The organism is Antarcticimicrobium luteum, from assembly GCF_004358185.1.
In the GTDB taxonomy this organism is placed as follows: domain Bacteria; phylum Pseudomonadota; class Alphaproteobacteria; order Rhodobacterales; family Rhodobacteraceae; genus Antarcticimicrobium; species Antarcticimicrobium luteum.
This window is the reverse complement of sequence record NZ_SMUV01000074.1, coordinates 82024-104023: the sequence shown is the minus strand read 5'-3', so window position 1 is coordinate 104023 and position 22000 is coordinate 82024. Positions and strand designations below refer to the sequence as shown.

Here is a 22000-nt window from a genome sequence, read left to right as displayed (position 1 = left end):
TGAGCCGCCCCCCCGAGCCAGGCCCCCCCTGCGGGGTGTGTTCCAAGCGAATGCCGGCGACCGGCCTAGACCTCGATCGCCTGCATGACCTGCGGCTCGATCACATCGACACCAGGCAGCGCCGCGACAAGCGTCGCGGCCGATTGTTCGAGGATCGGGAAGGTGCGGTAATGCGCCGGGATCAGCGTCTTGAAGTTGAAATAGCGTTTGGCGGCATAGGCAACCTTGGCCATGTCCATGGTGAAATACCCGCCCGAGGAGAGGATGCCGATGTCGGGTTTGTAGTAATCGCCCATCCACTCCATGTCCGCCATGATGTCGGTGTCGCCGCTGCAATAGAGCGTCTTGCCCTCGGCCTGGATCATGAAGCCGGCCTCGGAGCCGCCGGTGCGCGGCCCCTCGGGCGTGGCGAAGGTCGAGGAATGCTCGGCATTGACCATCGAAACCTTTACGCCGCCGCCCAGATCCATGGTGCCGCCCTTGTTGAAGCCGACCGTCTCGATCCCCTCGTGCTCGGCCCAGAAGGTCATCAGGTCGTACTGGCCATAGACCGGCGCGCCCAGCCGTTTGGACAGCGCCACCGCGTCGGCGGAATGATCGAAATGCGCATGCGTCAGCAGGATATGGGTGGCGCCCGCGACGGCGGCGTCGTGACGGTCCTCGGGCAGCACCGGGTTGCCGGTCAGCCAGGGGTCGAGCAGCAGGACATGGGCGCCGGTCTCGATGCGGAACGAGCCATGGCCGAGCCAGATGAGTTTCATGGGTATCTCCTTTTCGGTTTGACCGGACCCTAGCACCCGCGGCGGGAAAATCCACCGCCCGGAGACGCGACAAGGCGGCCCGCCGCGCCGGACCGGGAGAGCGCAGCGTCACCCGGCCCGGGTGATGGACCGCATCGCAGCAATCCGTTAACAGTTGAAGCGATCAGAGAGAGGGAAACCCATGCAATCGCGTTACCTGGTTGTGGCGGGCGCCTGCCTGACCCAATTCACCATCATCGGGCTGCTGTTTTCCTTCGGGCTGTTCTTCAAGGTGTTCGAGGCCGAATACGGCTGGTCGCGCACGCTGATGTCGGCCAGCTCGGCGCTGTCCTTTCTTATGATGGGGGTGCTGGCGATGCTGGGCGGGCGGCTAAGCGACCGCTATGGCCCGGCCCGGGTTCTGGGCGTGACCGGCGTGCTCTACGGGCTGGGTTTCGCCCTGCTGTCGCAGGTCACCCAGCCCTGGCAGCTCTTTGCCATCTGCGGCACCTTCATCGGGCTGGGGCTGAGCACCCATGACGTGGTCACGCTGTCCACCGTGGCGCGCTGGTTCGAGGGGCGCCGCGGCATCATGACCGCCGTGGTCAAGGTCGGAACCGCGGCGGGCCAGGTGGCATTGCCGCCGCTGGTGGCGCTGCTGATCTCGGGCATGGGCTGGCGCCCGGCGGTGATCGTTCTGGGGCTGGGGGCGGTGGTGCTGCTGCTGATCGCCGCGCTGCTGATGAAAAGCCCGCCGCTGCGGCCGGCAGCCCCGGGGCCGTCCGTTGAACAGGCTGGCGGACAGACGGGCGCACAGACGGGCAGCGCGCGGGGCGGCGCGCCGGGCGGGCTGTCCTTTGCCGAGGCGCGGCGCAGCCTGGTGCTGTGGACGCTTTGCGCGGTGCAGTTCTGTTTTTTCGCCTCGCTGATGACCGTGCCGCTGCATCTGCCGATCCACGGAATGGACCTGGGCCTGTCCACAGCCGCGGCGGCGACGCTACTGTCGGTGGTGGGTGGGGCCAGCGTGGCCGGGCGGCTGGCGGTGGGCCGGCTGGTCGACGTGATCGGCGGGCGGCGCGCCTTTGTCATGTGTTTCGTCGCGCTGATCGCCGGGCTGGGCGGGCTGACCGTGCTGACCGTGCCCTGGGCGCTGTTCGTGACGGTGGCGGTCTACGGCTTTGCCCATGGGGCGCTCTTCGTGGTGGTCTCGCCGACGGTGGCAGAGTATTTCGGCATGCGCGCCCATGGCGCGATTTTCGGCACCGTTCTGTTCTCGGGGACGCTGGGCGGTTCGGTCGGCCCGATCCTGACGGGCATGGTCTTTGACCGCAGCGGCAGCTACGTGCCGGCCTTCGTCACGCTGACGCTGCTGGCCGGGGTGGCGCTGGCGCTGGTGCTGTCGTTGCCGCGTCCCTCTGCCTCGCGGGTCGCCATGTCAGGCGGCTCCGCCGCCTGACCGGCGGCGCCGGGCGGCGCCCCGGCGGGGACAAAGCGATCGAGACACTCCGAGATGTCGTTGAGTGTGCAGGGCTTCTCGATGCAGCCGTTCATCCCCGCCGCAAGATAACTGGCCTTCTGATCGGCCATCACATTGGCCGAAAGCGCCACGATGGGCGTGTCGCGGTTGAGACCGCCGGCGCGGATGTCGCGCGTCGCTTCGATGCCCGACTTTCGCGGCAACTGGATGTCCATGAAGATCAGATCGAACCGCGTCCGCGCGGCGGCCTCCACCGCCTCGACCCCGTCGGCGGCGATCTCGGGGTCGACCCCCAGCTTGGCCAGGAACTTGCGGGCGATGAACTGATTGGTCTTGTTGTCCTCGACCACCATGACCCGGGCGTGATCCGTGCGCGCGGGCCTTTGGCTGACCGCGACCTCGACCCGGTCGGCAGGGCGGGCGCCGGCGACCAGCGGGAAGGTGAACCAGAAGGTGCTGCCCTGGCCGAGTTTGCTGCGCACCCCGGTGGCGCCGCCATGCAACTTGGCCAGGTTGCGGGCGATCGACAGTCCCAGGCCGGTGCCGCCATAGATCCGCGCGGTCGAGTTTTCGGCCTGTTCGAATGTCTCAAAGACCCGCGCGGCGGCTTCTTCGGTCATGCCGATGCCCTCGTCGCGAACCTCGACGCGGATCATGTCGCCCCCGTCGCTGCCGTCGCCCGCCTCGCGCGTCACCCGCACCTCGACCGTGCCGCTGTCCGAGAATTTCACCGCGTTGCCGACATAGTTCATCACGATCTGCGACAGCCGCGCCCGGTCGCCCACGAGATAGCGCGGCACATCCTCGGCGAACTGCTGGCGCAGGCTGATCCCCTTGCGCTCGGCCGGGGCGGCCAGCGCGGAAAACACGTTGGTCACTAGGTCTTCACGCCGGAAGGTGGTCTGTTCCAGCTGCACCCCGTGTTCGATGATGCGCGAGAAATCCAGAATGTCGTTGACGATGCGCAGCAGGGTCCGCCCGGAGGCGTCGGCGGTGTTCAGCAGCTCCTTTTGTTCCTGCGTCACCGCATGATCGGTCAGCAGTTGCACCGCCCCGATCACACCGTTCAGCGGGGTGCGGATCTCATGGCTGACATTAGCCAGAAAAAAGGATTTTGCGCAGTTGGCCGACTGCGCCTCGCGGCGCAGGTTGTCCAGATGCAGCGTCGTCTTTTCGGCCTCCGAGATGAAGATCAGCATGCCGACGGCAATTGCGGCGGTGACATTGAACAGGATCGCGCCGATCGGGCCGGGAACGGTGGCATCGGCCAGCAGGACCACGGCCGCGACCGTCAAAAGGCTGACGCTCGCGCCGATCCGTGTGCCCAGCAGCAATATGGCCAGCGGAGGAGCCAGGAAGAAATAGAGGGACATGGACCAGGTCTCGCCCACGGGCCAGATCGCCTCGAATGCGACCGACAGGATGAAGTAGGTCAGCAGGAACGAAGCCGCGAGCCGCAGCCGCCCGGTACTCCACAACAAGAGGGGCGGGCCGAGGTAGAAGATGGAATTTATCAAGATCCATTGCGCCCGGCCCGGCGAAAGCGCGCTCAGATCGTCGTACCAGGTTACCCCCTCGATCAGGCTGCCGGCAAAGGCGATCAGGGAGAAAGAGCTGACGATCCGATGCCGCGCGCTGGTCAGCCGGTCTTCGGGATCGACGGCGGGCCAGGCAAATTCCCGCAGGAATTTCGCGATCGCTTTGAACGAGGAACCAGACAGGGCGCATGCTCCAAAGACAAAGACTGTTCCGGGGTGACCATGCCGCAAGTGTATTGACAGATCGTTAGTCACGCAGGGCGTGCTGTCTCGGGGCGAGTCGGGGCCGCTGGCGGGCAATGCGCGGGCAATGCGCGGGCGCGCGGCGATGGACAGTCTTGAAGACGGCGCGCCGGAGGGGTAAACGCCGCACTGGTACAACGAGAGGTCTTCCATGTCGATTGACGAAAGCACCGCCGCCCGCGTGGCCAAGCTTGCCCGTATCCGGGTCGAGGAGGATGCGCTGCCGGCGCTGGCCGGCGAGTTCAACACAATCCTGGGCTTTATCGAGCAGCTGGGCGAGGTCGATGTCGAGGGCGTCGAGCCGATGACCGGCGTCACGCCGATGCGGCTCAAGCGGCGCAAGGACGTGGTGACCGATGGCAACCAGCAGGACAAGATCCTGTCCAATGCCCCCGACGCGCGCGAGGGGTTCTTCGCGGTGCCCAAGGTTGTGGAGTAAGACATGAGCGATCTGAACAAACTGGGTCTGGCCGAGGCGCGCGATGCGCTGCGCAAGGGTGATGTCACGTCGGTCGAGCTGACCGAGGCCTGCCTGTCGGAGATCGAAGCCGCCGATGCGCTTAACGCCTTTGTCCACAAGACCCCCGAGATCGCGCTGGAGCGCGCCCGGGCGGCGGACGCGCGGATCGGCGCGGGCGATGCGCCGGCGATGTGCGGCCTGCCGATCGGGATCAAGGATCTGTTCTGCACCAAGGGGGTGCCCAGTCAGGCTGGCAGCCGCATCCTCGAAGGGTTCCTGCCGGAATACGAATCGACCGTCAGCCAGCAACTGGCCGATGCCGGCGCGGTGATGCTGGGCAAGCTCAACATGGACGAGTTCGCGATGGGCTCGTCCAATGAGACCAGCGTCTATGGCAATGCGGTCAGCCCTTGGCGGCGCGGCAACGATGACACCCAGTTGACGCCGGGCGGCTCGTCCGGCGGCTCGGCCGCCGCGGTGGCCGCCGATCTGTGCCTGGCCGCGACCGGCACCGATACCGGCGGCTCGATCCGTCAGCCGGCGGCCTTTACCGGCACCGTCGGTCTGAAACCCACCTATGGCCGCTGCTCGCGCTGGGGCATCGTGGCCTTTGCCAGCTCGCTCGATCAGGCCGGGCCGATGACCAAATCGGTGCGCGACGCCGCGATCATGCTGGGCGCGATGGCCGGCCATGACCCCAGGGACTCCACCTCGGTCGATCTGGCGGTGCCGGATTTCGAGGCGTTGCTGACCGGCGACATCCGAGGCAAGAGGATCGGCATTCCCAAGGAATACCGCATGGACGGCATGCCCGAGGAGATCGAGGCGCTGTGGCACGAGGGGGCAGAGATGCTGAAATCGGCTGGCGCCGAGATCGTCGACATCAGCCTGCCGCACACCAGATACGCGCTGCCCGCCTATTATGTGATCGCGCCCGCCGAGGCCTCCTCGAACCTGGCGCGCTACGACGGGGTCCGCTATGGCCACCGCGCCACGCTGGCCCACGGCGACGGCATCACCGAGATGTACGAAAAGACCCGCGCCGAGGGATTCGGCGCCGAGGTGCAGCGCCGGGTGATGGTGGGGACCTATGTACTCTCCGCCGGGTTCTACGACGCCTATTACAACCGCGCCCGCAAGGTCCGCACCCTGATCAAGAAGGATTTCGAGGATGCCTTTGCCCAGGGCGTCGACGCGATCCTGACGCCGGCCACGCCGTCCGCCGCCTTCGGGCTGGGCGAGATGGGGCAGGCCGACCCGGTTCAGATGTACCTCAACGACGTCTTCACCGTCACCGTCAACCTGGCCGGGCTGCCGGGCATCGCGGTGCCCACGGGGATCGATCATCAGGGGCTGCCGCTGGGGCTGCAACTGATCGGGCGGCCGTGGGAAGAGGGCGACCTGCTGAACACCGCCTATGCCCTGGAGCAGGCGGCCGGATTTGTGGCCAAACCGGGGAAATGGTGGTAAAACGCGGGTCAACAAGACCAAAAACGGCAGGACGGCAGCCATGCGTTTCATCTATGTAGCCCTGATGCTGGGCGGTTTGAGTGCCTGTGCACCGGCGGTTCCGGACAGCGGAGTCGGGTTCGAGAATTCGATCGAGGCCCGGCGCGCCCGCGAGGCGGCGCTGAGCGGGGCGGCGCCGACGACAACCACCGTGGAGCCGCCGATGGCGGTGTCGTCCGAGCCGCTCTCGGCCGCCGGCACGGTGCCGGCCCAGACCCCGGTGCAGCAAACGGTGCCGGTGCAGACGGCCACGGCCGGTGCCACCCTGACCGGCAGCGGCGGCAGCCCGGTCAGCTCCGGCGACAGCGCCGAGGATATCGCCGCCGAGACCGCCGCCGCGCTGCAGGCGGCGCGCGGCAATTCCGGCGTGATGCCGGTGCAGGCCAGCCCGTCGAATCCGGCGCCCGCGATCGTCAACAACCCGGGCATTTCCGACGAGAACGATTTTCAGGCGGTCGCCTCGCGCGAAAGCATCCAGAGCGATGCCGACCGCATCGCCCGCAACCGCCAGCTGTACACCGAGGTCGAACCGACGGCGATCCCGCGCCGGCCCGGCGACGCGCAGCCCAATATCGTCGAATATGCGCTGCAGACAAATAATCCGCGCGGCGCGCAGCTTTATTCCCGGGGCGGGCTGAATAGCAAGGCGCGGACGGCGCGCAACTGCGCAAAATACGGCTCGGCCGATCTGGCGCAGATGGCCTTTTTGTCCAAGGGCGGACCCAAGCGGGACCGGCTGGGGCTGGACCCGGACGGCGACGGCTATGCCTGCGGCTGGGATCCGGCACCGTTCCGCGAGGCGGTCACGAACTGATCCGGTGACGCCGCGCTGGCATCCCTCTCCCAATTTCGGCGACCGCCGCGACGGGTTGCGCCCGTCGTTGGTGGTCCTGCACTACACCGCGATGAAATCCGCCGGGGCGGCGCTGGAGCGGCTCTGCGACCCGGCGGCCGAGGTTTCGGCGCACTACCTGATCGGGGCCGACGGTACGCTCTGGCAGATGGTGCGCGAGGCGGATCGCGCCTGGCACGCCGGGGCAGGGGCCTGGCGGGGCCGCGATGACATCAACTCCCGCTCGATCGGGATCGAGCTGGACAATCTCGGCACCCATCCGTTTTCCGAGCCGCAGATGGCGGCGCTGGGGGCGCTGCTGCCCGGCATCCTGGCGCGCTGGGGCATCGGGCCGGCGGGGGTGATCGGCCATTCCGACATGGCGCCGGGGCGCAAATGGGATCCCGGCCCGCGGTTTGACTGGGCGCGGCTGGCCCGCGAGGGGCTGGCGCTGACTCATTTGGACCATGGGCCGGGGCAGGGCGGCGCGGTGGCGGCCGACCGCTTTCGCGCGCTGGCGCGGCGGGCGGGCTATCCGGACGGGGCGGCGGACGACGATCTGCTGACCGCGGTGCGGTACCGGATCCGCCCCTGGGGCCGCGGGCCGCTGGCACAGGCGGACATGGATGCGCTGGCGGGGTTTGTTGCGGCGCAGGAGGCCCCGCTTGCCTGACCGGATCCGGTCCGACGACTGCCGGACCGGAACCTGCCGATTGACGCCGCCCCCCCGAGCCCCTATCTCCCCTTCAGCGCGGAGGGCCGGATGGCCGCGGCGGCCTTCGGGGCGTCGAGGAAAGTCCGGACTCCCTGAAGCAACGGTGCCGGGTAACGCCCGGGCGGGGTAACCCGACGGAAAGCGCCACAGAAAAGAAACCGCCATGCCCTGGCATGGTAAGGATGAAACGGTGGGGTAAGAGCCCACCGCGCCCTTGGCAACAGGGGCGGCACGGCAAGCCCCACCGGGAGCAATGCCAAATAGGACCCCCGCGCGGGCCGGTCCCCGGGGGCAACCCATGGGGAAACCGCCGCTAGGCCCGCTTCAGCCGAGAGGGGTCGGGTTGGCAGCACGAGGCGCGGCGCGAGCCGCGTCCCAGATGAATGGTCATCGACGGGGGCAACCCCTGAACAAAATCCGGCTTACAGGCCCTCCGCGCTAAATTTCCTGCCGCATCAGCGCCGCGCGCGCGGTCCGTTGCATTGCCGCGACATACTGCGCCTGAGTCCAGCCGCAGTCCTGCGTCAGCCGCGCCCATGTCTCGACCGACAGCAGGGTCCAGAGCAGATCGGCGGCCTCATCCGCGGACAGATGCGGGGTGAGGCATCCCTCTGCCGTCAGCGCCGCCACCGCCGCGACGCAGCCGTGGCGCACCGCCGCCATCCGGTCGTCATAGGCCGCGCGGGCCTCGGCGTCGGTTTCCATCATCGCCGCCAGCGCCCGGATCACGCCGTGGATCTCGGGGATATAGCCGCCCCAGGCCGCGACAAAGGCATCAAGCCGGGCCGGCCCGGTCGCGGACCGGCTTTCGGCCAGCCGCGCATCCACATCCTTGACGGCGTCCACATGGCGGGTGGTGGCCACCAGCAATTCGGCCCGGCTGGGAAAATGCAGGTAAAGCGCCTGCCGGCTGATCCCGGCGGCCTTGGCGATATCGGACATGCGCACGCCGCGCGCGGCGCCGGACTCCAGCAGTTTCCAGGCGGCGTCGAGGATTCGGATTCGGGTGGTGGGATTTTCACTTGACATGAAGACAAGGTACTCTTAATTGACGTGATGTCAACTTTACACGGTGTAAAGTCACGATTGCCAGACAGGAGACATCCTATGCAGCCCATCACCCCCATGAAGATCATCGTTTTCGGGGCCACCGGAACCATCGGGCGCCTCGCCGTGACCCGCATGATCGAGGAGGGCCATCACGTCACCGCCTTTGCCCGCCATCCGGAGAAACTGGCGCTGCGCCATGAGAATCTGACGCTGCGCCCCGGCGACGCCACCGACCGCGCGGCGGTCCATGCCGCCATGCGGGGGCAGGACGCAGCGGTGATCACCATCGGGGCGGGCATGTCGCGCAAGGGTACGGTCCGCTCGGACGCCACCATGAACGTGATCCAGGCGATGCAGGCCCATGGCGTGCGGCGGCTGATCTGCCAGTCGACGCTGGGCGCGCATGAAAGCTGGAGCAACCTGAACTTTTTCTGGAAACGGATCATGTTCGGCGCGCTGCTGGCGCCGGTGTTCCGCGACCATGAACTGCAGGAGATGCTGGTGCGCGCCAGCGGGCTCGACTGGACCATCGTGCGCCCCAGCGCCTTTACCGATGTCCCGGTGCCCGGCGCCTTCAAGGAGGCTGTCCGCCCCGGCGACCGCGCGCTGCGGCTGAAGATCCCCCGCGCCGAGGTGGCCGATTTCCTGCGCCGCCAGCTGTGCGACGGGCGCTATCTGCGGCAGGCGGTGGGCATTTCTTACTGACTGCGGCGGTTTCCGGGCGGATCTGCCGCACGGGGCGGCGAAAACCCGGTTGACTCGGGGGCTGCCATCGGTAAAAGGCAGGCTTCATGAGAATTTCACGGGCGCGGCTGTGCCCGGCGCAGGAGAGACCCAATGGCGAAGCCGACGACCATCAAAATCCGCCTGAACTCGACCGCAGGCACCGGCCATTTTTATGTGGCCAAGAAAAACGCCCGCACCATGACCGAGAAAATGGTGGTACGCAAATACGACCCCGTAGTCCGCAAGCACGTGGAGTACAAGGAAGGCAAGATCAAGTAATCCTGCCTGACACCAGACGTTTGCAAAGGGTCACGCGATTGCGTGGCCCTTTTGCTTTTTCGGGGGGCCTCCCCTGTACCCTTTGCCCTTGACCTGTGCCGGCCCCGCGACCCCGGAGGGCACCGGATCTGTGAGCGCGGCGTGCCGCCCGCTTGTCATCGGGTTGCCATTGGCGCTAGCGTGGCGCCCATCCTGTCCTGGTTCCGGCATTGCACATGAAACGTCTTCTCGCCTCCGCCTGTCTGATCTGTACCGCGCTTTCGGCCTGCACCGGGCTCAACTATCAGCGCGGCATCGGGTTCACCGGCATCGACGGAGAACCGAAAGCCTCTGCCACCCGGACCGGCGGCACGGTAACCCGTGCGGCGGGGCCGATCCAGGCGCTGGCGGCCCGCCCGCCGCAGCGGCTGCGGGTCGGGGACGGCGATCCCGGCGCCCTCGCCGCAACGGCGATCGCCCATGGCGGCCAGACCGGGACCACGGCGGTTCCGGCCACGCTGGGCGGTGCGCCGATGATGCTCAGCACGGTCGAGGTGAATGGTGTGCTGCATGCGGTGCTGCGCCTGCCCGAGGGGCGGCGCGGGCGTTTCGCCGATGACGCCGGCGCGGCCTTTGCCGGCGCGGTGCCGCGCCTGACCGGCTGCCTGGCAGCCGGTCCGACCTATCGCCGCGACCGCCCGATGGAACATGCCGGACTGGCGGTGCCGCTGGACTGCCGCTGATCCGTCAGGTCATCGGGACCGGACCCGCGCCGGGCCGCGCATCGGGCTTGCCCCCGCCCTGAAACTCGGTTAGCAGCGCCCCCCTCTCGGACAGGTGGGGCCATGCAGACACAGACGCTCGCAATCGATTTCGGAACCTCCAATTCCGCCGCCGCGGTGCCCTTTGCGCATGGGATCTATCGCATCCCTGTCGAGCGGGGGGCCGAGACGCTGCCGACGGCGGTGTTCTTTCCCGCCGACGAGGGGCCGATGCGGATCGGCGCGGCGGCCTCCGATGCGCTCATCGCCGGCGAGGACGGGCGTTACATGCGCGCGCTGAAAAGCGTTCTGGGCCTGCCGCTGCTGCATGAGAAACGCCTGATCGGCGGCCGCCGCCGCACCCTGGCCGGGATCGTCACCGATTTCCTCACCGCATTGCGCCAGCGCTCCGAAGCGGCGACCGGGCTGAGCTTCCGCCGGGCGCTGTCGGGGCGGCCGGTGCATTTCCATTCCGCCGACCCGGACAAGGACGCGCGCGCCGAGGCCGACCTGCGCGCCTGCTACCTGGCCGCTGGCTTTGACGAGGTCGCCTTTCTGGCCGAACCGGAGGCGGCGGCGCTGGCCTGTCAGGGGCTGGGCACGGCCGAGGGGATCGGGCTGATCGTCGACATTGGCGGCGGCACCTCGGACTTCTCGGTGTTCCGCAGTGGTGCGGCAGGGCCGGAGATCCTGGCCAATCACGGGATCCGCCTGGGCGGGACCGATTTCGATCAGGCGGTCTCATTGACCCATGCCATGCCGCAACTGGGCCTTGGCGGGCATTTGCGCCGGCAGATGGGGGCAGGGCTGTTGCCGGTGCCGCGCGCCCCCTACGTCGATCTGGCGACCTGGGCCAAGATCCCGTTTCTCTACACGCCAGAGACGCGGCGGATGGTGGCCGACATGGTCCGGCTCGCGGTCGATCGGCAGAAGATGGCGCGCCTGGGCACGGTGCTGGAGATGGAGCTGGGCCATGAGCTCGCCTTCGCGGTGGAACGGGGCAAGATCGCGGCAAACGGCGGCGAGGGGCCGGGGCGGATCGCCATGGGCTTTATCGAGCCGGGGCTGAGCGAGACCGTCTCGCCCGAAGGTCTGGACGCGGCGCTGGCCGAGAACCGGGCGCTGCTGCGCGGGGCGGCGGCCGAGACGCTGGCCCTGGCCGGGGTCGCCCCCGGCGCGGTCGGGCGGGTCATTCTGGTCGGCGGCTCCAGCCTGATGGGCTTTGTCGCCGATGAGGCCCGCGCGCTCTGCCCCGGTGCCGGGATCCTGCGGTCCGAGGCCTTCACGGCGGTGGTCGACGGGCTGGCGCTGGCCACCCTGCGCTGAGAAACGCACCGAAAGAACCTGAGCGGAACGCCAAAAGAAAAGGGCCGGTCGTAAAGACCGGCCCTCGGTAGGTACAGGTTCGTCGCTGTTACTCGCGGTTGCCCATCAGTTGCAGCAGGAACATGAACATGTTGATGAAGTCCAGGTAGAGGCTCAGCGCGCCCATGATGGCGGCCTTGCCCAGCCACTCGCTGTCGCCGGTGTGGGCGTGCTGGAGATAGGTGGTCTTGATGTTCTGGGTGTCATAGGCGGTCAGACCGGCGAAGATCAGCACACCCAGGATCGAAATCGCGAACATGATCGCGGGCGAGCCGAGGAAGATGTTGATGATCGAGGCCACGATCAGGCCGATCACACCCATGATCAGGAACGCGCCCCAACCCGAGATGTCCTTTTTGGTGGTGTAGCCCCACAGGCTGAGGCCCGCGAAGGCGATCGAGGTCACCAGGAACACCTGGGCGATGGAAAAGCCGGTGAAGGCGACGAAGATCCAGCTCAGGCTCAGGCCCATCACCGAGGCGAAGGCGTAGAAGAACAGCTGCGCGCCGGCGGCGGACAGCCGGTTCACCGCCGCGCCGAAGGCGAACACCATGATCAGCGGCGCGAACATCACGATCCAGCCCAGAATGTTGGGCTGAAGGGTCACCGGGTCGCGGAACACGCCCAGCAGTTGCGGGCTGGTGCCCACGGCCCAGGCCACGGCAAAGGTCAACAGCATGCCGACGGACATGGTGCTGTAGACCTTGTTCATATGGGCGCGCAGGCCCGCGTCAATCTGGGCAGCGCGGGTGCCGGCAGCCGTCCGGATTGTATCGAATTCAGCCATTTATGGTCTCCAGTAAATCCTGTTGGGCCGCCTGCACGGGCAGACGGTTTTCATGGGCTAAATATTGGAGGTCGTGGCATCTTTTTCAAGCAATTCAGTGACGAATTCCGCCTTTTGGCGCAGCAAAAAAGGCCGCGCGCCCACAGGGGGCGGCGGCCAGTCCCACGGGGATGGGAAAATCGTCAGCAGCGCCAGGTCGTCGGGGCGTCCCAGAAGGTGCGGCGCGCTTCGGCCTTGGCTTCGGCGCGGGTCACGCCGATGTCCTCGAGCGCCCGGTCATCGAGCGTTTCCAGAACGCGGCGCTGGCGCCAGACTGCAAAAAGGCGGGGCAGACCGCTCAGCACAGAGGGGCGGCGAGCGGAGCGGCGGTGAGAGGCGGTGGTAAAGGTCATCACTGGTGTCCTTTCCGGGTTATGTGATGGTTTCGAGGTGTTGTATCAATTTCCTTGATTTATATGGGGGGTCTGATCCATATTGAAAGCGAATGTTTTTGATCCAATGCATCAAGGATTGTGATAATGCGGAACCTCGACGTCACCACCTTGCGCTCCTTTGTGGCGGTCGCCGACAATGGCGGCGTAACCCGCGCGGCCGGCTATCTGCATCTGACCCAATCGGCGGTGTCGATGCAGCTCAAGCGGCTGGAGGAGCTGCTCGGTCTGCAATTGCTCGACCGCTCGGGACGGACCATCGCGCTGACAGCGGCGGGCGATCAGCTGCTGGGCTATGCGCGGCGCATGGTGGCGCTGAACGACGAGGTGATCGGACGGCTGACCGATCAGGCCTTCGAGGGCGAGATCGTGCTGGGTGTCCCCCATGACATCGTCTATCCGGCGATCCCGCGGGTGCTGCAGCGGTTCAACGCCGGGTTTCCCAGGGTCAAGGTGCAGCTGCTGTCCTCTTACAGCCGCCAGCTCAAGCATGCCTATGGCCGCGGCGAATGCGACCTGATCCTGACCACCGAACCGAACAGCAGCGAGGGCAGCGAGACCATCGCCGAACTGCCGCTGAACTGGGTCGGCGCGCCGGGGGGGTCGTGCTGGCGGCAGCGGCCGCTGCGGCTGGCCTTCGGGCGGCACTGCATGTTCCGTCCCGAGGCGATCGAGGCGCTGAACCGGGCCGGCATCGACTGGGAGCTGGCGGTCGAATCGGACTCCGATCGCACCATCGAGGCGACGGTCAGCGCCGACCTGGCCCTGACCGCCATGCTCGACGGCTCTGAACCGCGGCACCTGGAAAAGGTCGATCACGGCGGCGCGCTGCCCGAATTGCCGGCGCACAGGATCAACCTGTACGTACGGGACGTGGCGGCGAACCCGTTGGTGGGCGAGCTGGCCGCGCTGATCCGGCAGACGATTCGCAGCTATGCCGGAGCGTCCCTGCGCGCGGCCGAGTGAGGCGCCGGCCTAGATCCTGATCACCACCTTGCCGGTGGAGCGGCGCTCGCGCAGCAGCGTCATGCCCTCTTCGACCCGGTCCAGCGGCAGCACATGGCTGACATGCGGGTTCAGCCGCCCCGCCAGATACCAGCCGATCAGAGTCGTCAGGCTCTGCGTGACCGCCTCGGGGCGGAATTTCAGGTAGCCGCCGATATAGAATCCGATCACGGTGAGGTTTTTCACCAGGAGGTGATTGGCCGGAATCTGCGGCACCTCGCCGCAGGCAAAGCCGATCGGCAACAGCCGCGCCTCGGGGTTGCAGGCGCGAAAGGCGGCCTTGAAGGTATCGCCGCCCACCGCGTCATAGACCACGTCCGCGCCGCCCAGCGCCAGCACCCGGGCGCGCAGATCCTCGGAGGCGTCGATCAGGTGATCGGCCCCCGCCGCCCGGGCCGCCTCGAGCTTGTCCGCCCCGCGCGCCTGGGCGATCACAGTGGCGCCCATCAGCTTGCCGATCTCGACCGCGGTCAGCCCGACACCGCCGGCGGCGCCCGTCACCAGCAGTGTTTCGCCGGGCTGCAATCGGGCCCGATAGTCCAGCGCCATGTGGCTGGTGCCATAGGCGATCTGGAAGGCGGCGGCATGCTCAAACGTCATTCCAGCCGGAAGTTTCACCGCCCGGGCGGCCTCGAACACACCGTATTCGGCCAGCCCGCCCTGGCCGGAATAGACCGCCACCCGGTCGCCGGGGGCCAGGCCGGACACCCCGGGTCCAACGGCGTCGATGACGCCGGCGACCTCCATTCCCAGGGTGAAGGGGGCGGCGGGCGTATCCTGATAGGTGCCCTTCTGCATCAGCAGATCGGCAAAGTTCAGCCCGCAGGCCCGGATCGCGACGCGGACCGTCCCGGGCCCCGGATCGGGCACCGCAAGATCGGTCAGCCGGGCCGTCCCGCCCGGGGCCTCGATGTGATAGGCGCGCATATCATCCTCATGCAAATGAACCGAAACAGGCCTGGGCCGTCGTTCTTTTGCCAAACCGGCGCCGGCTTCACCAGTACCACAACCGCAGGGTAAATCGATTGGTCGGTTAATCAACTGACTTGAAATTACCCGGAAAGACCGTACACTTATTTTGGGTGCGGATGTGGCGCGCGGGCATTGTGGTATCGGTTCCGTGTCGCCGCCTTTGCGAATTACGGTGGTGGGGTTGAGCCGTTCGCCCAAGACGCGAGAGTTAATTTAGGGAGATTGCCATGCCACACCAGGTTGATGTCCATGTGGGCAAACGTGTGCGCCACCGTCGATGGCTGGTCGGAATGACACAACAACAATTGGCCGAAAAGGTCGGGATCAAGTTCCAGCAGATTCAGAAATACGAGACTGGCGCCAACCGGATCAGCGCGTCGCGGTTGTGGGATATTGCCGAGGCGCTGAGCGTACCGGTCAGTTTCTTTTTCGAGGGGCTGGAAGTGGCCGCCAAGGAAACCGGCGACAAATCCGACATCCCCGCCGACCTGATGGGCGACAAGGAGGCGTTGGATCTGGTGCGTTCCTACTACGCGATCCCCGAGAACCAGCGTCGCCGTCTGTTCGACCTGGCCCGCGTCCTCAGCGACGTGGCCTGACCGCCGCAGAGACTCGTCCGCGACCTGTTTGCGCGCCCGTGCTTGCATCCGGCAGGGGCGCGTGGCACCTGATCGGCCATGACACAGACTGCCCTGACCGATCTCGATATCGCCAACATGCTGGCAGACACCGCCCGCGAGGTGATTCTTCCCTATTTCCGCCACCCCGACCTCGGCACCGAAAACAAGGATGCCGGCGGTTTCGATCCGGTGACCGAGGCTGACCGTGCCGCCGAACAGGCGATGCGCGCGATTCTCGCCCGGCATCGCCCCGAGGACGGCATTCTGGGCGAGGAATTCGGCGCCCGGCCAGGCCGCAGCGGCCGCACCTGGGTGCTGGACCCGATCGACGGCACCCGCGGCTTTCTCAGCGGAACGCCGACCTGGGGCGTGCTGATCGCACTGTCCGGGGCGGAGGGTCCGGAACTGGGGATCATCGACCAGCCCTATACCGGCGAGCGTTTTACCGGGGCGCCCGGGCTGGCGGTTCTCGACGGTCCGCGGGGCCGCACCCCGCTTGCCACCCGCGCCACCGCGTCGCTGGATCAGGCGATTCTCTTCACCACCTTCCCCGAGGTCGGAACGCCAGAGGAACGCGCCGGGTTCGACGCCGTCGCCGGCCGCGTGCGCCTGACCCGCTATGGCATGGATTGCTACGCCTATGCGCTGCTGGCCGCGGGGCAGATCGACCTGGTGATCGAGGCCGGGCTCAATTCCTATGACATCCACGCCCCGATCGCGGTGATCGAGGCCGCCGGCGGTCTTGTCACCGACTGGCAGGGCGGCCCGGTGCACGATGGCGGCCGGGTTCTGGCCGCCGCGAACCCTATCTTGCACCAAGCCGCGCTGGAGATCCTGCGCCGGGTCTGACCCGGCTTGCGCGCCCGGCCCGCCGCGGCTAATCTCTGTCCCCGGCGCCGAGTCCTTTGCCCGTGTTCTGTCGGCGCCACGTCACACTTCGGAACCGAAACAGGCCAGACCCGGAGTGTGCGCAAAATGACCGAAATCCTGATCCGAAACGCCGACAGCATCCTGACCATGGACGATGCACGCCGCGAACTGCCGGGCGCGGACATCCTGATCCGTGACGGCGTCATCGCCGCCATCGGCCCCGGCCTGACCACCATGGGCGAGGTGGTGGAGGCCGCCGGCTGCGCCGTCACCCCCGGCCTCGTCAACACCCATCACCATCTCTACCAGAGCCTGACCCGCGCGGTGCCCGGCGGGCAGGACGCGCTGTTGTTCGGTTGGTTGAAGGCGCTTTACCCGATCTGGGCGCGTTTCGGGCCTGAGGAAATCTATACCTCGGCCCTCACCGGGCTGGCCGAACTGGCGCTCTCGGGCTGTTCGCTCACCTCCGACCACCTCTATCTCTACCCGGGCGGCGCGCAGCTCGACGACACCATCGCGGCGGCGGGCGAGATCGGCCTGCGCTTTCACCCCACGCGCGGCGCGATGAGCATCGGCGAAAGCGACGGCGGGCTGCCCCCCGACACGCTGGTCGAGCGCGAGGCGGATATCCTCGAGGACGCCGTCCGGGTGATCGACGCCTTTCATGACCCGCGCGAGGGCGCAATGGTGCGCGTCGGCATCGCCCCCTGTTCCCCCTTCTCGGTCAGCCGTGATCTGATGCGCGACGCCGCCCTGCTGGCCCGGGACAAGGGCGTGATGCTGCACACCCACCTGGCCGAGAATGAAGAGGATGTCGCCTATAGCCTGGCCAATTTTGGCTGTCGGCCGGGGCAATATGCCGAGGATCTGGGCTGGACCGGACCCGACGTCTGGCACGCCCATTGCGTCAAGCTCGATGGGGCGGAGATCGACCTTTTCGCCCGCACCCAAACCGGGGTTGCCCACTGCCCCTGTTCCAACTGCCGCCTCGGCTCCGGCATCGCGCCGGTACGGGCGATGCGCGACGCGGGCGTGCCGGTGGGGCTGGGTGTCGATGGCTCGGCCTCAAACGATGCCGGCAATCTGATCCTCGAGGCGCGCCAGTCGATGCTGCTGCAACGGGTGGCGAACGGCGCCGACGCGATGAGCGCGCGCGAGGCGCTGGAGATCGCCACCCGCGGCGGCGCCGATGTGCTGGGCCGCGCCGATTGTGGCCGGCTGGAGGTGGGCAAACGCGCCGATATCGCGCTCTGGGATGTCACCGGCATCGACAGCGCCGGCAGCTGGGATCCCGCCGCGCTGCTGCTGGCCGGACCCACACGCGTCAAACACCTTTTCGTCGAGGGCCGGCAGGTGGTAAGGGACGGCCATATCGCAACCATCGACCTGCCCACTGTCGTCGAAAGACAGAACCGGCTGGCCCGCGGCCTGCGTGACTGACCGCGCAGCGCCCGAAGAAGAAGCAAGGACCGCCCCCATGTCCGACCAGAACACATATGCCGGCCTCACCCAGCTCGGCCAGAAGGCCGATCTGCCCGCCTCGCCGGAACAGGCGGTGCTGGAACGGGTGCCGAATCCGCAGGCGGATGTGGACTATTGCGTGCGCTTCACCGCGCCGGAATTCACCTCGCTCTGTCCGATGACGGGGCAGCCCGATTTCGCCCACCTGATGATCGATTACGTCCCCGACCGCTGGCTGGTGGAAAGCAAGTCGCTGAAGCTGTTCCTGGGCAGCTTCCGCAACCATGGCGCCTTTCACGAGGATTGCACGGTGATGATCGCCCGACGCCTGGTCGAGCTGCTGGAGCCGCGCTGGCTGCGCATCGGCGGCTATTGGTACCCGCGCGGCGGCATCCCGATCGACGTGTTCTACCAGACCGGGGCGCAGCCCGAGGGCGTGTGGATCCCCGACCAGGGCGTGCCGCCCTATCGCGGCCGGGGCTGAGCGGGGTATCCGGAAAAACGCCTTTTGCCCGGAACAAGGCACGAAGTGCCGCCGGGCAGCGCCCGACCGCCCGGACGGCTGGGCGCTGCCTCATCCCCTGTGCGCAGACCAAACGCCCGATATGTTGGCTGCCATAAAGTGACGGTTTCACACCGCTGAGCGCCCACCCGCGGCCGGGCGCTGCCCTCTGTGGCACTTTGGACTGGTGCCCGCCGTTTCGCGCGATGCTCCGGTTGGGCATTGCTCCAGAGGTCAAAACCAAAGATCTGGCCGTGTCGAAAAGCCGGGGCTATGCGCCGCGCACCCGCCGCCCGCCGATCCAGACCTCGGCCACCGCGCGGTCGTCGCCCATCATGATGGTGGGGAAGATCGCTTCCCACAGATCCTCCGCTTCCGCCTCCCGCTGCGCGATGGCGGGGGTGGAGGCGAGGTCGAGCACCACCAGATCGGCCTCCATCCCCGGCGCGATATTGCCGATCCGGTCGTCCATCCGCAGCGCCTGCGCCGAGCCGACGGTCGCCAGCCACAGAAGCTGGGCGGCATGCAGCGGGGTGCCGCGCAGCTGGCCGATCTCATAGGCCGCCGCCATGGTCCGCAGCATCGAGAAACTCGACCCGCCGCCGGTATCGGTGGCAAGCCCGATCCGCTGCCCCTCCGCCATCAGCCCGGCCATGTCGAACAGGCCCGAGCCGATGAAGGTGTTCGAGGTCGGACAATGCACCAGCGCCGCGCCCACTTCGCGCAGCCGGTCCCGTTCGCGCGGTTCCAGATGGATAGCATGACCGTAGAGCCCGTTGGCGCCCAGCAGGCCGAATTGCTCATAGGTGTCGAGATAGTCGCGGGCCGCCGGAAACAGCTCCTTCACCCAGGCGATCTCGTCGGTCTGTTCGCTCAGATGGGTCTGCATCAGGCAACCCGGATGCTCGGCCCAGAGCGCGCCGATCGCCTCCAACTGCTCCGGCGTCGAGGTCGGCGAGAACCGCGGCGTGATGGCATAGGAGATCCGGCCGACCCCGTGCCAGGCCTCCAGCAGCGCCTTGCTGTCGTCATAACCCGATTGCGCCGTGTCGCGCAGCCCCTCGGGCGCGTTGCGGTCCATGCAGGTCTTGCCCGCCACCACCCGCTGGCCACGGGCCTGCGCCTCGGCGAAAAACGCCTCCACGCTGGCGGGGTGGATGGTGCAGAAGGAACACATGGTGGTGGTCCCCTCCGCCGTCGTCAGGTCGAGATAGAGCGCGGCGATCCGGGCCGCATAGGCGGGATCGGCAAAGCGCATCTCCTCGGGGAAGGTATAGCTGTTCAGCCAGTCGATCAGCCGCTTGCCCCAGCTCGCGATCATCGCGGTCTGCGGATAGTGCACATGCGGGTCGATGAACCCCGCGCAGATCAGCTTGTCGCCGTGATCGCGCCGCTCCGCCTGCGGGTAGGCCGCGCGCAGATCGGCCAGACTGCCGCGCGCGACGATGCGCCCGCCCTCCAGCGCCACCGCCGCGTCGAGACGGGCGGCCTCTTCCGGCACCGCGTCAAAGGGCGTGGCCGCAAAGGACAGGACCCGCCCGGTCAGAATTGTCACAGAACTCATAGAAAATCCGCTTTTCGATCCATTATGCCGCAGCAAGACTAGAGTGCACGCCGGAACTGGTAAATTCCGCCATTGTCATTGTTTTCTGGTAGAAGCTTCTTCTATTTTGCGATCAATCCGGGGTAAGGGGCGGGCCATGGGCACAGGCGAAGATCAGGTCGAAGGCGGGATCCCCCGCGAGGATGGCGGGCATGAGCGCGCCTATACGCTCGACCGCCGTGCCATCGCGGCGATTCTCTATGCCGTCGACGTTGGCGACCGCGACAAGCTGATCGAGCTGATGGAGCCGCTGCACGCGGCCGACATCGCCGACCTTCTGGAGCAGATCAATGCCTTTGACCGCGGCCGGCTGATCCGCCTCTACGACCGCGAATTCGACGGCGACATCCTCTCGGAGCTCGATGAGAGCATCCGCGAGGAGGTGATCGGCATGCTGCATCCCAGCGTGCTGGCCGAGGCGGTGCGCGATCTGGAAAGCGACGACGTCGTCGACCTGGTCGAGGATCTGGAAGCGCCGCAGCAGGCCGCGATCCTCGGCGCGCTCGAGGCCGCGGACCGGGTGGCGGTGCAACAGGCGCTGACCTATCCGGAAAACTCCGCCGGTCGTCTGATGCAGCGCGAGGTGGTGTTCGCCCCCGAACACTGGAACGTCGGTCAGGCCATCGACTATCTGCGCAGCTCCGAGGATCTGCCCGGGCAGTTCTATCACATCGTTCTGGTCGATCCGCGCCTGCACCCCATGGCCAATGTCACCCTGGGCAAGCTGATGGGCGCGCCGCGCGACACGCTGCTTCGGGATCTCACCGAAGAGGTGTTTCAGGTCATCCCGGCGGAGCAGGACGAAGAGGATGTCGCCTACGCCTTCAACCAGTACCACCTGATCTCGGCCCCGGTGGTCGACGCCGAGGGGCGGCTGGTGGGGATGATCACCATCGACGACGCCATGACGGTGCTGGACGAAGAGCACGAAGAGGACATTCTGCGCCTGGCCGGCGTGGGCGAGGAAAGCTCGCTGTCCGACCGGGTGATCGACACCACCAAGCGGCGCATTCCCTGGCTGGTGGTGAACCTTGGCACCGCCGGGCTGGCCGCGCTGGTGATCGCCCAGTTCGAAGAGACCATCGCCGTGCTGGTGGCGCTGGCGGTGCTGATGCCGATCGTCGCCTCGATGGGCGGCAATGCCGGCACCCAGTCGCTGACCGTGGCGGTGCGCGCCATCGCCACCCGCGACCTGACGCGGTCGAACGCCTGGCGGGTGATCCGGCGCGAGATGCTGGTGGGGTTGTTGAACGGGCTGACGCTGGCGGTTCCGCTGGGGACGATGACGGCGCTGATCTTCGGCACACCCATGCTGGGGGTGGTGATCGCAGCGGCGCTGATCATCAACCTGTTCGTGGCCGCGCTGTCCGGGGTCGCGGTGCCGATCCTGCTGGACAAGATCGGCGTCGATCCGGCGCTGGCCTCGGGTGTCTTTGTGACCACGGTGACCGACGTGGTGGGCTTCTTCGCCTTTCTGGGGCTCGCCACGGTGGTGCTGTTGTGACCGGTCTGGCCGCGCGCAAGGCGGCGGCGCGCAAGGCCGCCTTCGCCCGGCGCCGGGCGGCGCATGCGGCGGCGGGGCCGGGGCCTGCCGGCCATCTCAGCGCGGTTCTGGCGGGCTTTCGCGCCGTGCCGCTGGCGGGCTATCTGCCGATCCGGACCGAGATCGACCCGCGCCCGGCCATGGCCGAGGCCGCCGCCCATGGGGTGGTCGGCGTGCCGGTGATCGAGGCCGCCGGGCAGCCGCTGCGGTTCAGCCACTGGACGCCGGACTGTGCCCTGGTCGACGGCCCGTTCGGCGCGCAGATCCCGGCGGTGGCGGCGTTTTTCGAACCCGAAATCCTGATCGTGCCGCTGGTGGCCTTCGATGCGCAGGGCAACCGGCTGGGCTATGGCGGCGGGTTCTATGACCGTACGCTGGAGCAGCTCAGGTCGCGCCGCGCCACGCTGGCCATCGGTTTTGCCTATGACGCGCAGGAGGATGCCGCGCTGCCGCTCGAGGACACCGACCAGCCGCTCGACATGATCGTGACCGAAACCCGGGTGCTGTCCTTCCCGCAGCGGTAGGACCCGCG

Annotated in this window: 23 protein-coding genes and 1 other RNA gene; 17 read left to right on the top strand and 7 right to left on the bottom strand. The window is 67.4% G+C overall.

Annotated features, from left to right (window positions below):
• Positions 1-65: 65 nt before the first annotated feature.
• Entirely contained in the window at positions 66-761 is a 696-nt protein-coding gene (locus E1832_RS20580; protein ID WP_133361664.1) for a metal-dependent hydrolase, read from the bottom strand.
• A 181-nt stretch (positions 762-942) separates the two neighbouring features.
• On the opposite strand from E1832_RS20580, the gene E1832_RS20575 reads away from it, so the two are divergent.
• Positions 943-2196, top strand: a complete 1254-nt coding sequence (locus E1832_RS20575; protein WP_133361663.1) for an MFS transporter — start codon at positions 943-945, stop codon at positions 2194-2196.
• On the opposite strand, the gene E1832_RS20570 is transcribed toward E1832_RS20575, so the two are convergent.
• Positions 2079-3986: an ATP-binding protein gene (locus E1832_RS20570; RefSeq protein ID WP_165978942.1), complete on the bottom strand. Its 1908-nt coding sequence runs from the start codon at positions 3984-3986 to the stop codon at positions 2079-2081. The two genes, E1832_RS20575 and E1832_RS20570, sit on opposite strands and share 118 nt — an antisense overlap.
• Before the next feature lie 163 nt (positions 3987-4149).
• Between E1832_RS20570 and gatC the strand changes: the two genes are divergently transcribed.
• The 5 genes from gatC to rnpB all read left to right on the top strand — a co-directional run bounded on the left by gatC (position 4150) and on the right by rnpB (position 7955).
• Complete coding sequence (gatC, locus tag E1832_RS20565; RefSeq protein WP_133361661.1) at positions 4150-4437, top strand: Asp-tRNA(Asn)/Glu-tRNA(Gln) amidotransferase subunit GatC; 288 nt, start codon at positions 4150-4152, stop codon at positions 4435-4437.
• Between the two features lie 3 nt (positions 4438-4440).
• The gene (gene gatA, locus E1832_RS20560; protein ID WP_133361660.1) at positions 4441-5928 is read left to right on the top strand and encodes an Asp-tRNA(Asn)/Glu-tRNA(Gln) amidotransferase subunit GatA; all 1488 of its coding nucleotides are present in this window, start codon (positions 4441-4443) and stop codon (positions 5926-5928) included.
• Between the two features lie 40 nt (positions 5929-5968).
• Positions 5969-6781, top strand: coding sequence for a hypothetical protein (locus E1832_RS20555; protein ID WP_133361659.1), 813 nt, complete (start codon positions 5969-5971; stop codon positions 6779-6781).
• Positions 6732-7472 carry an N-acetylmuramoyl-L-alanine amidase gene (locus tag E1832_RS20550; protein WP_133361658.1) on the top strand — a complete coding sequence of 247 codons (741 nt, stop codon included), beginning with the start codon at positions 6732-6734 and terminating at the stop codon, positions 7470-7472. Before E1832_RS20555 ends, E1832_RS20550 begins: the two co-directional genes overlap by 50 nt.
• A gap of 78 nt (positions 7473-7550) precedes the next feature.
• Positions 7551-7955, top strand: an RNA gene (gene rnpB, locus E1832_RS20545) — RNase P RNA component class A.
• Here the strand turns inward: rnpB and E1832_RS20540 are convergent.
• On the bottom strand, positions 7953-8543 hold the full coding sequence (locus E1832_RS20540) for a TetR/AcrR family transcriptional regulator (protein ID WP_133361657.1): 591 nt from the start codon (positions 8541-8543) through the stop codon (positions 7953-7955). The two genes, rnpB and E1832_RS20540, sit on opposite strands and share 3 nt — an antisense overlap.
• Before the next feature lie 78 nt (positions 8544-8621).
• On the opposite strand from E1832_RS20540, the gene E1832_RS20535 reads away from it, so the two are divergent.
• From E1832_RS20535 to E1832_RS20520, 4 genes are all read left to right on the top strand, one after another.
• Complete coding sequence (locus E1832_RS20535; RefSeq protein ID WP_245514071.1) at positions 8622-9269, top strand: NAD(P)-dependent oxidoreductase; 648 nt, start codon at positions 8622-8624, stop codon at positions 9267-9269.
• 132 nt (positions 9270-9401) lie between these two features.
• A complete protein-coding gene (gene rpmG, locus E1832_RS20530; protein WP_132831491.1) occupies positions 9402-9569 on the top strand; it encodes a 50S ribosomal protein L33 in 168 nt (55 codons plus the stop codon).
• A 215-nt stretch (positions 9570-9784) separates the two neighbouring features.
• Positions 9785-10291 (top strand): hypothetical protein, encoded by a 507-nt coding sequence (locus E1832_RS20525; protein ID WP_133361656.1) that lies wholly within the window; start codon positions 9785-9787, stop codon positions 10289-10291.
• Positions 10292-10393: 102 nt separating this feature from the next.
• Entirely contained in the window at positions 10394-11635 is a 1242-nt protein-coding gene (locus tag E1832_RS20520; RefSeq protein ID WP_133361655.1) for an Hsp70 family protein, read from the top strand.
• Between the two features lie 88 nt (positions 11636-11723).
• Here E1832_RS20520 and E1832_RS20515 read toward each other — a convergent pair whose 3' ends face one another.
• Both E1832_RS20515 and E1832_RS20510 read right to left on the bottom strand, forming a co-directional pair.
• Positions 11724-12461 (bottom strand): Bax inhibitor-1/YccA family protein, encoded by a 738-nt coding sequence (locus tag E1832_RS20515; protein WP_133361654.1) that lies wholly within the window; start codon positions 12459-12461, stop codon positions 11724-11726.
• Between the two features lie 182 nt (positions 12462-12643).
• A complete protein-coding gene (locus tag E1832_RS20510) occupies positions 12644-12853 on the bottom strand; it encodes a DUF1127 domain-containing protein (protein WP_133361653.1) in 210 nt (69 codons plus the stop codon).
• A 126-nt stretch (positions 12854-12979) separates the two neighbouring features.
• On the opposite strand from E1832_RS20510, the gene E1832_RS20505 reads away from it, so the two are divergent.
• The gene (locus E1832_RS20505) at positions 12980-13858 is read left to right on the top strand and encodes a LysR family transcriptional regulator (RefSeq protein WP_133361652.1); all 879 of its coding nucleotides are present in this window, start codon (positions 12980-12982) and stop codon (positions 13856-13858) included.
• 9 nt (positions 13859-13867) lie between these two features.
• Here E1832_RS20505 and E1832_RS20500 read toward each other — a convergent pair whose 3' ends face one another.
• Positions 13868-14824, bottom strand: a complete 957-nt coding sequence (locus tag E1832_RS20500) for an NADPH:quinone oxidoreductase family protein (protein ID WP_133361651.1) — start codon at positions 14822-14824, stop codon at positions 13868-13870.
• Positions 14825-15096: 272 nt separating this feature from the next.
• Between E1832_RS20500 and E1832_RS20495 the strand changes: the two genes are divergently transcribed.
• The 4 genes from E1832_RS20495 to queF all read left to right on the top strand — a co-directional run bounded on the left by E1832_RS20495 (position 15097) and on the right by queF (position 18304).
• Positions 15097-15468, top strand: coding sequence for a helix-turn-helix domain-containing protein (locus tag E1832_RS20495; RefSeq protein WP_133361650.1), 372 nt, complete (start codon positions 15097-15099; stop codon positions 15466-15468).
• Positions 15469-15546: 78 nt separating this feature from the next.
• The gene (gene hisN / locus E1832_RS20490; RefSeq protein WP_133361649.1) at positions 15547-16338 is read left to right on the top strand and encodes a histidinol-phosphatase; all 792 of its coding nucleotides are present in this window, start codon (positions 15547-15549) and stop codon (positions 16336-16338) included.
• Positions 16339-16464: 126 nt separating this feature from the next.
• Positions 16465-17799 carry an 8-oxoguanine deaminase gene (locus tag E1832_RS20485; RefSeq protein WP_133361648.1) on the top strand — a complete coding sequence of 445 codons (1335 nt, stop codon included), beginning with the start codon at positions 16465-16467 and terminating at the stop codon, positions 17797-17799.
• Positions 17800-17836: 37 nt separating this feature from the next.
• Complete coding sequence (gene queF, locus E1832_RS20480) at positions 17837-18304, top strand: preQ(1) synthase (RefSeq protein WP_133361647.1); 468 nt, start codon at positions 17837-17839, stop codon at positions 18302-18304.
• A gap of 289 nt (positions 18305-18593) precedes the next feature.
• On the opposite strand, the gene guaD is transcribed toward queF, so the two are convergent.
• The gene (guaD, locus tag E1832_RS20475; RefSeq protein WP_133361646.1) at positions 18594-19886 is read right to left on the bottom strand and encodes a guanine deaminase; all 1293 of its coding nucleotides are present in this window, start codon (positions 19884-19886) and stop codon (positions 18594-18596) included.
• Between the two features lie 136 nt (positions 19887-20022).
• Here guaD and mgtE point away from each other — a divergent pair, with 136 nt between their 5' ends.
• The gene (mgtE, locus tag E1832_RS20470; RefSeq protein WP_133361645.1) at positions 20023-21429 is read left to right on the top strand and encodes a magnesium transporter; all 1407 of its coding nucleotides are present in this window, start codon (positions 20023-20025) and stop codon (positions 21427-21429) included.
• Positions 21426-21992, top strand: coding sequence for a 5-formyltetrahydrofolate cyclo-ligase (locus E1832_RS20465; protein WP_133361644.1), 567 nt, complete (start codon positions 21426-21428; stop codon positions 21990-21992). Before mgtE ends, E1832_RS20465 begins: the two co-directional genes overlap by 4 nt.
• Positions 21993-22000 lie beyond the last annotated feature (8 nt).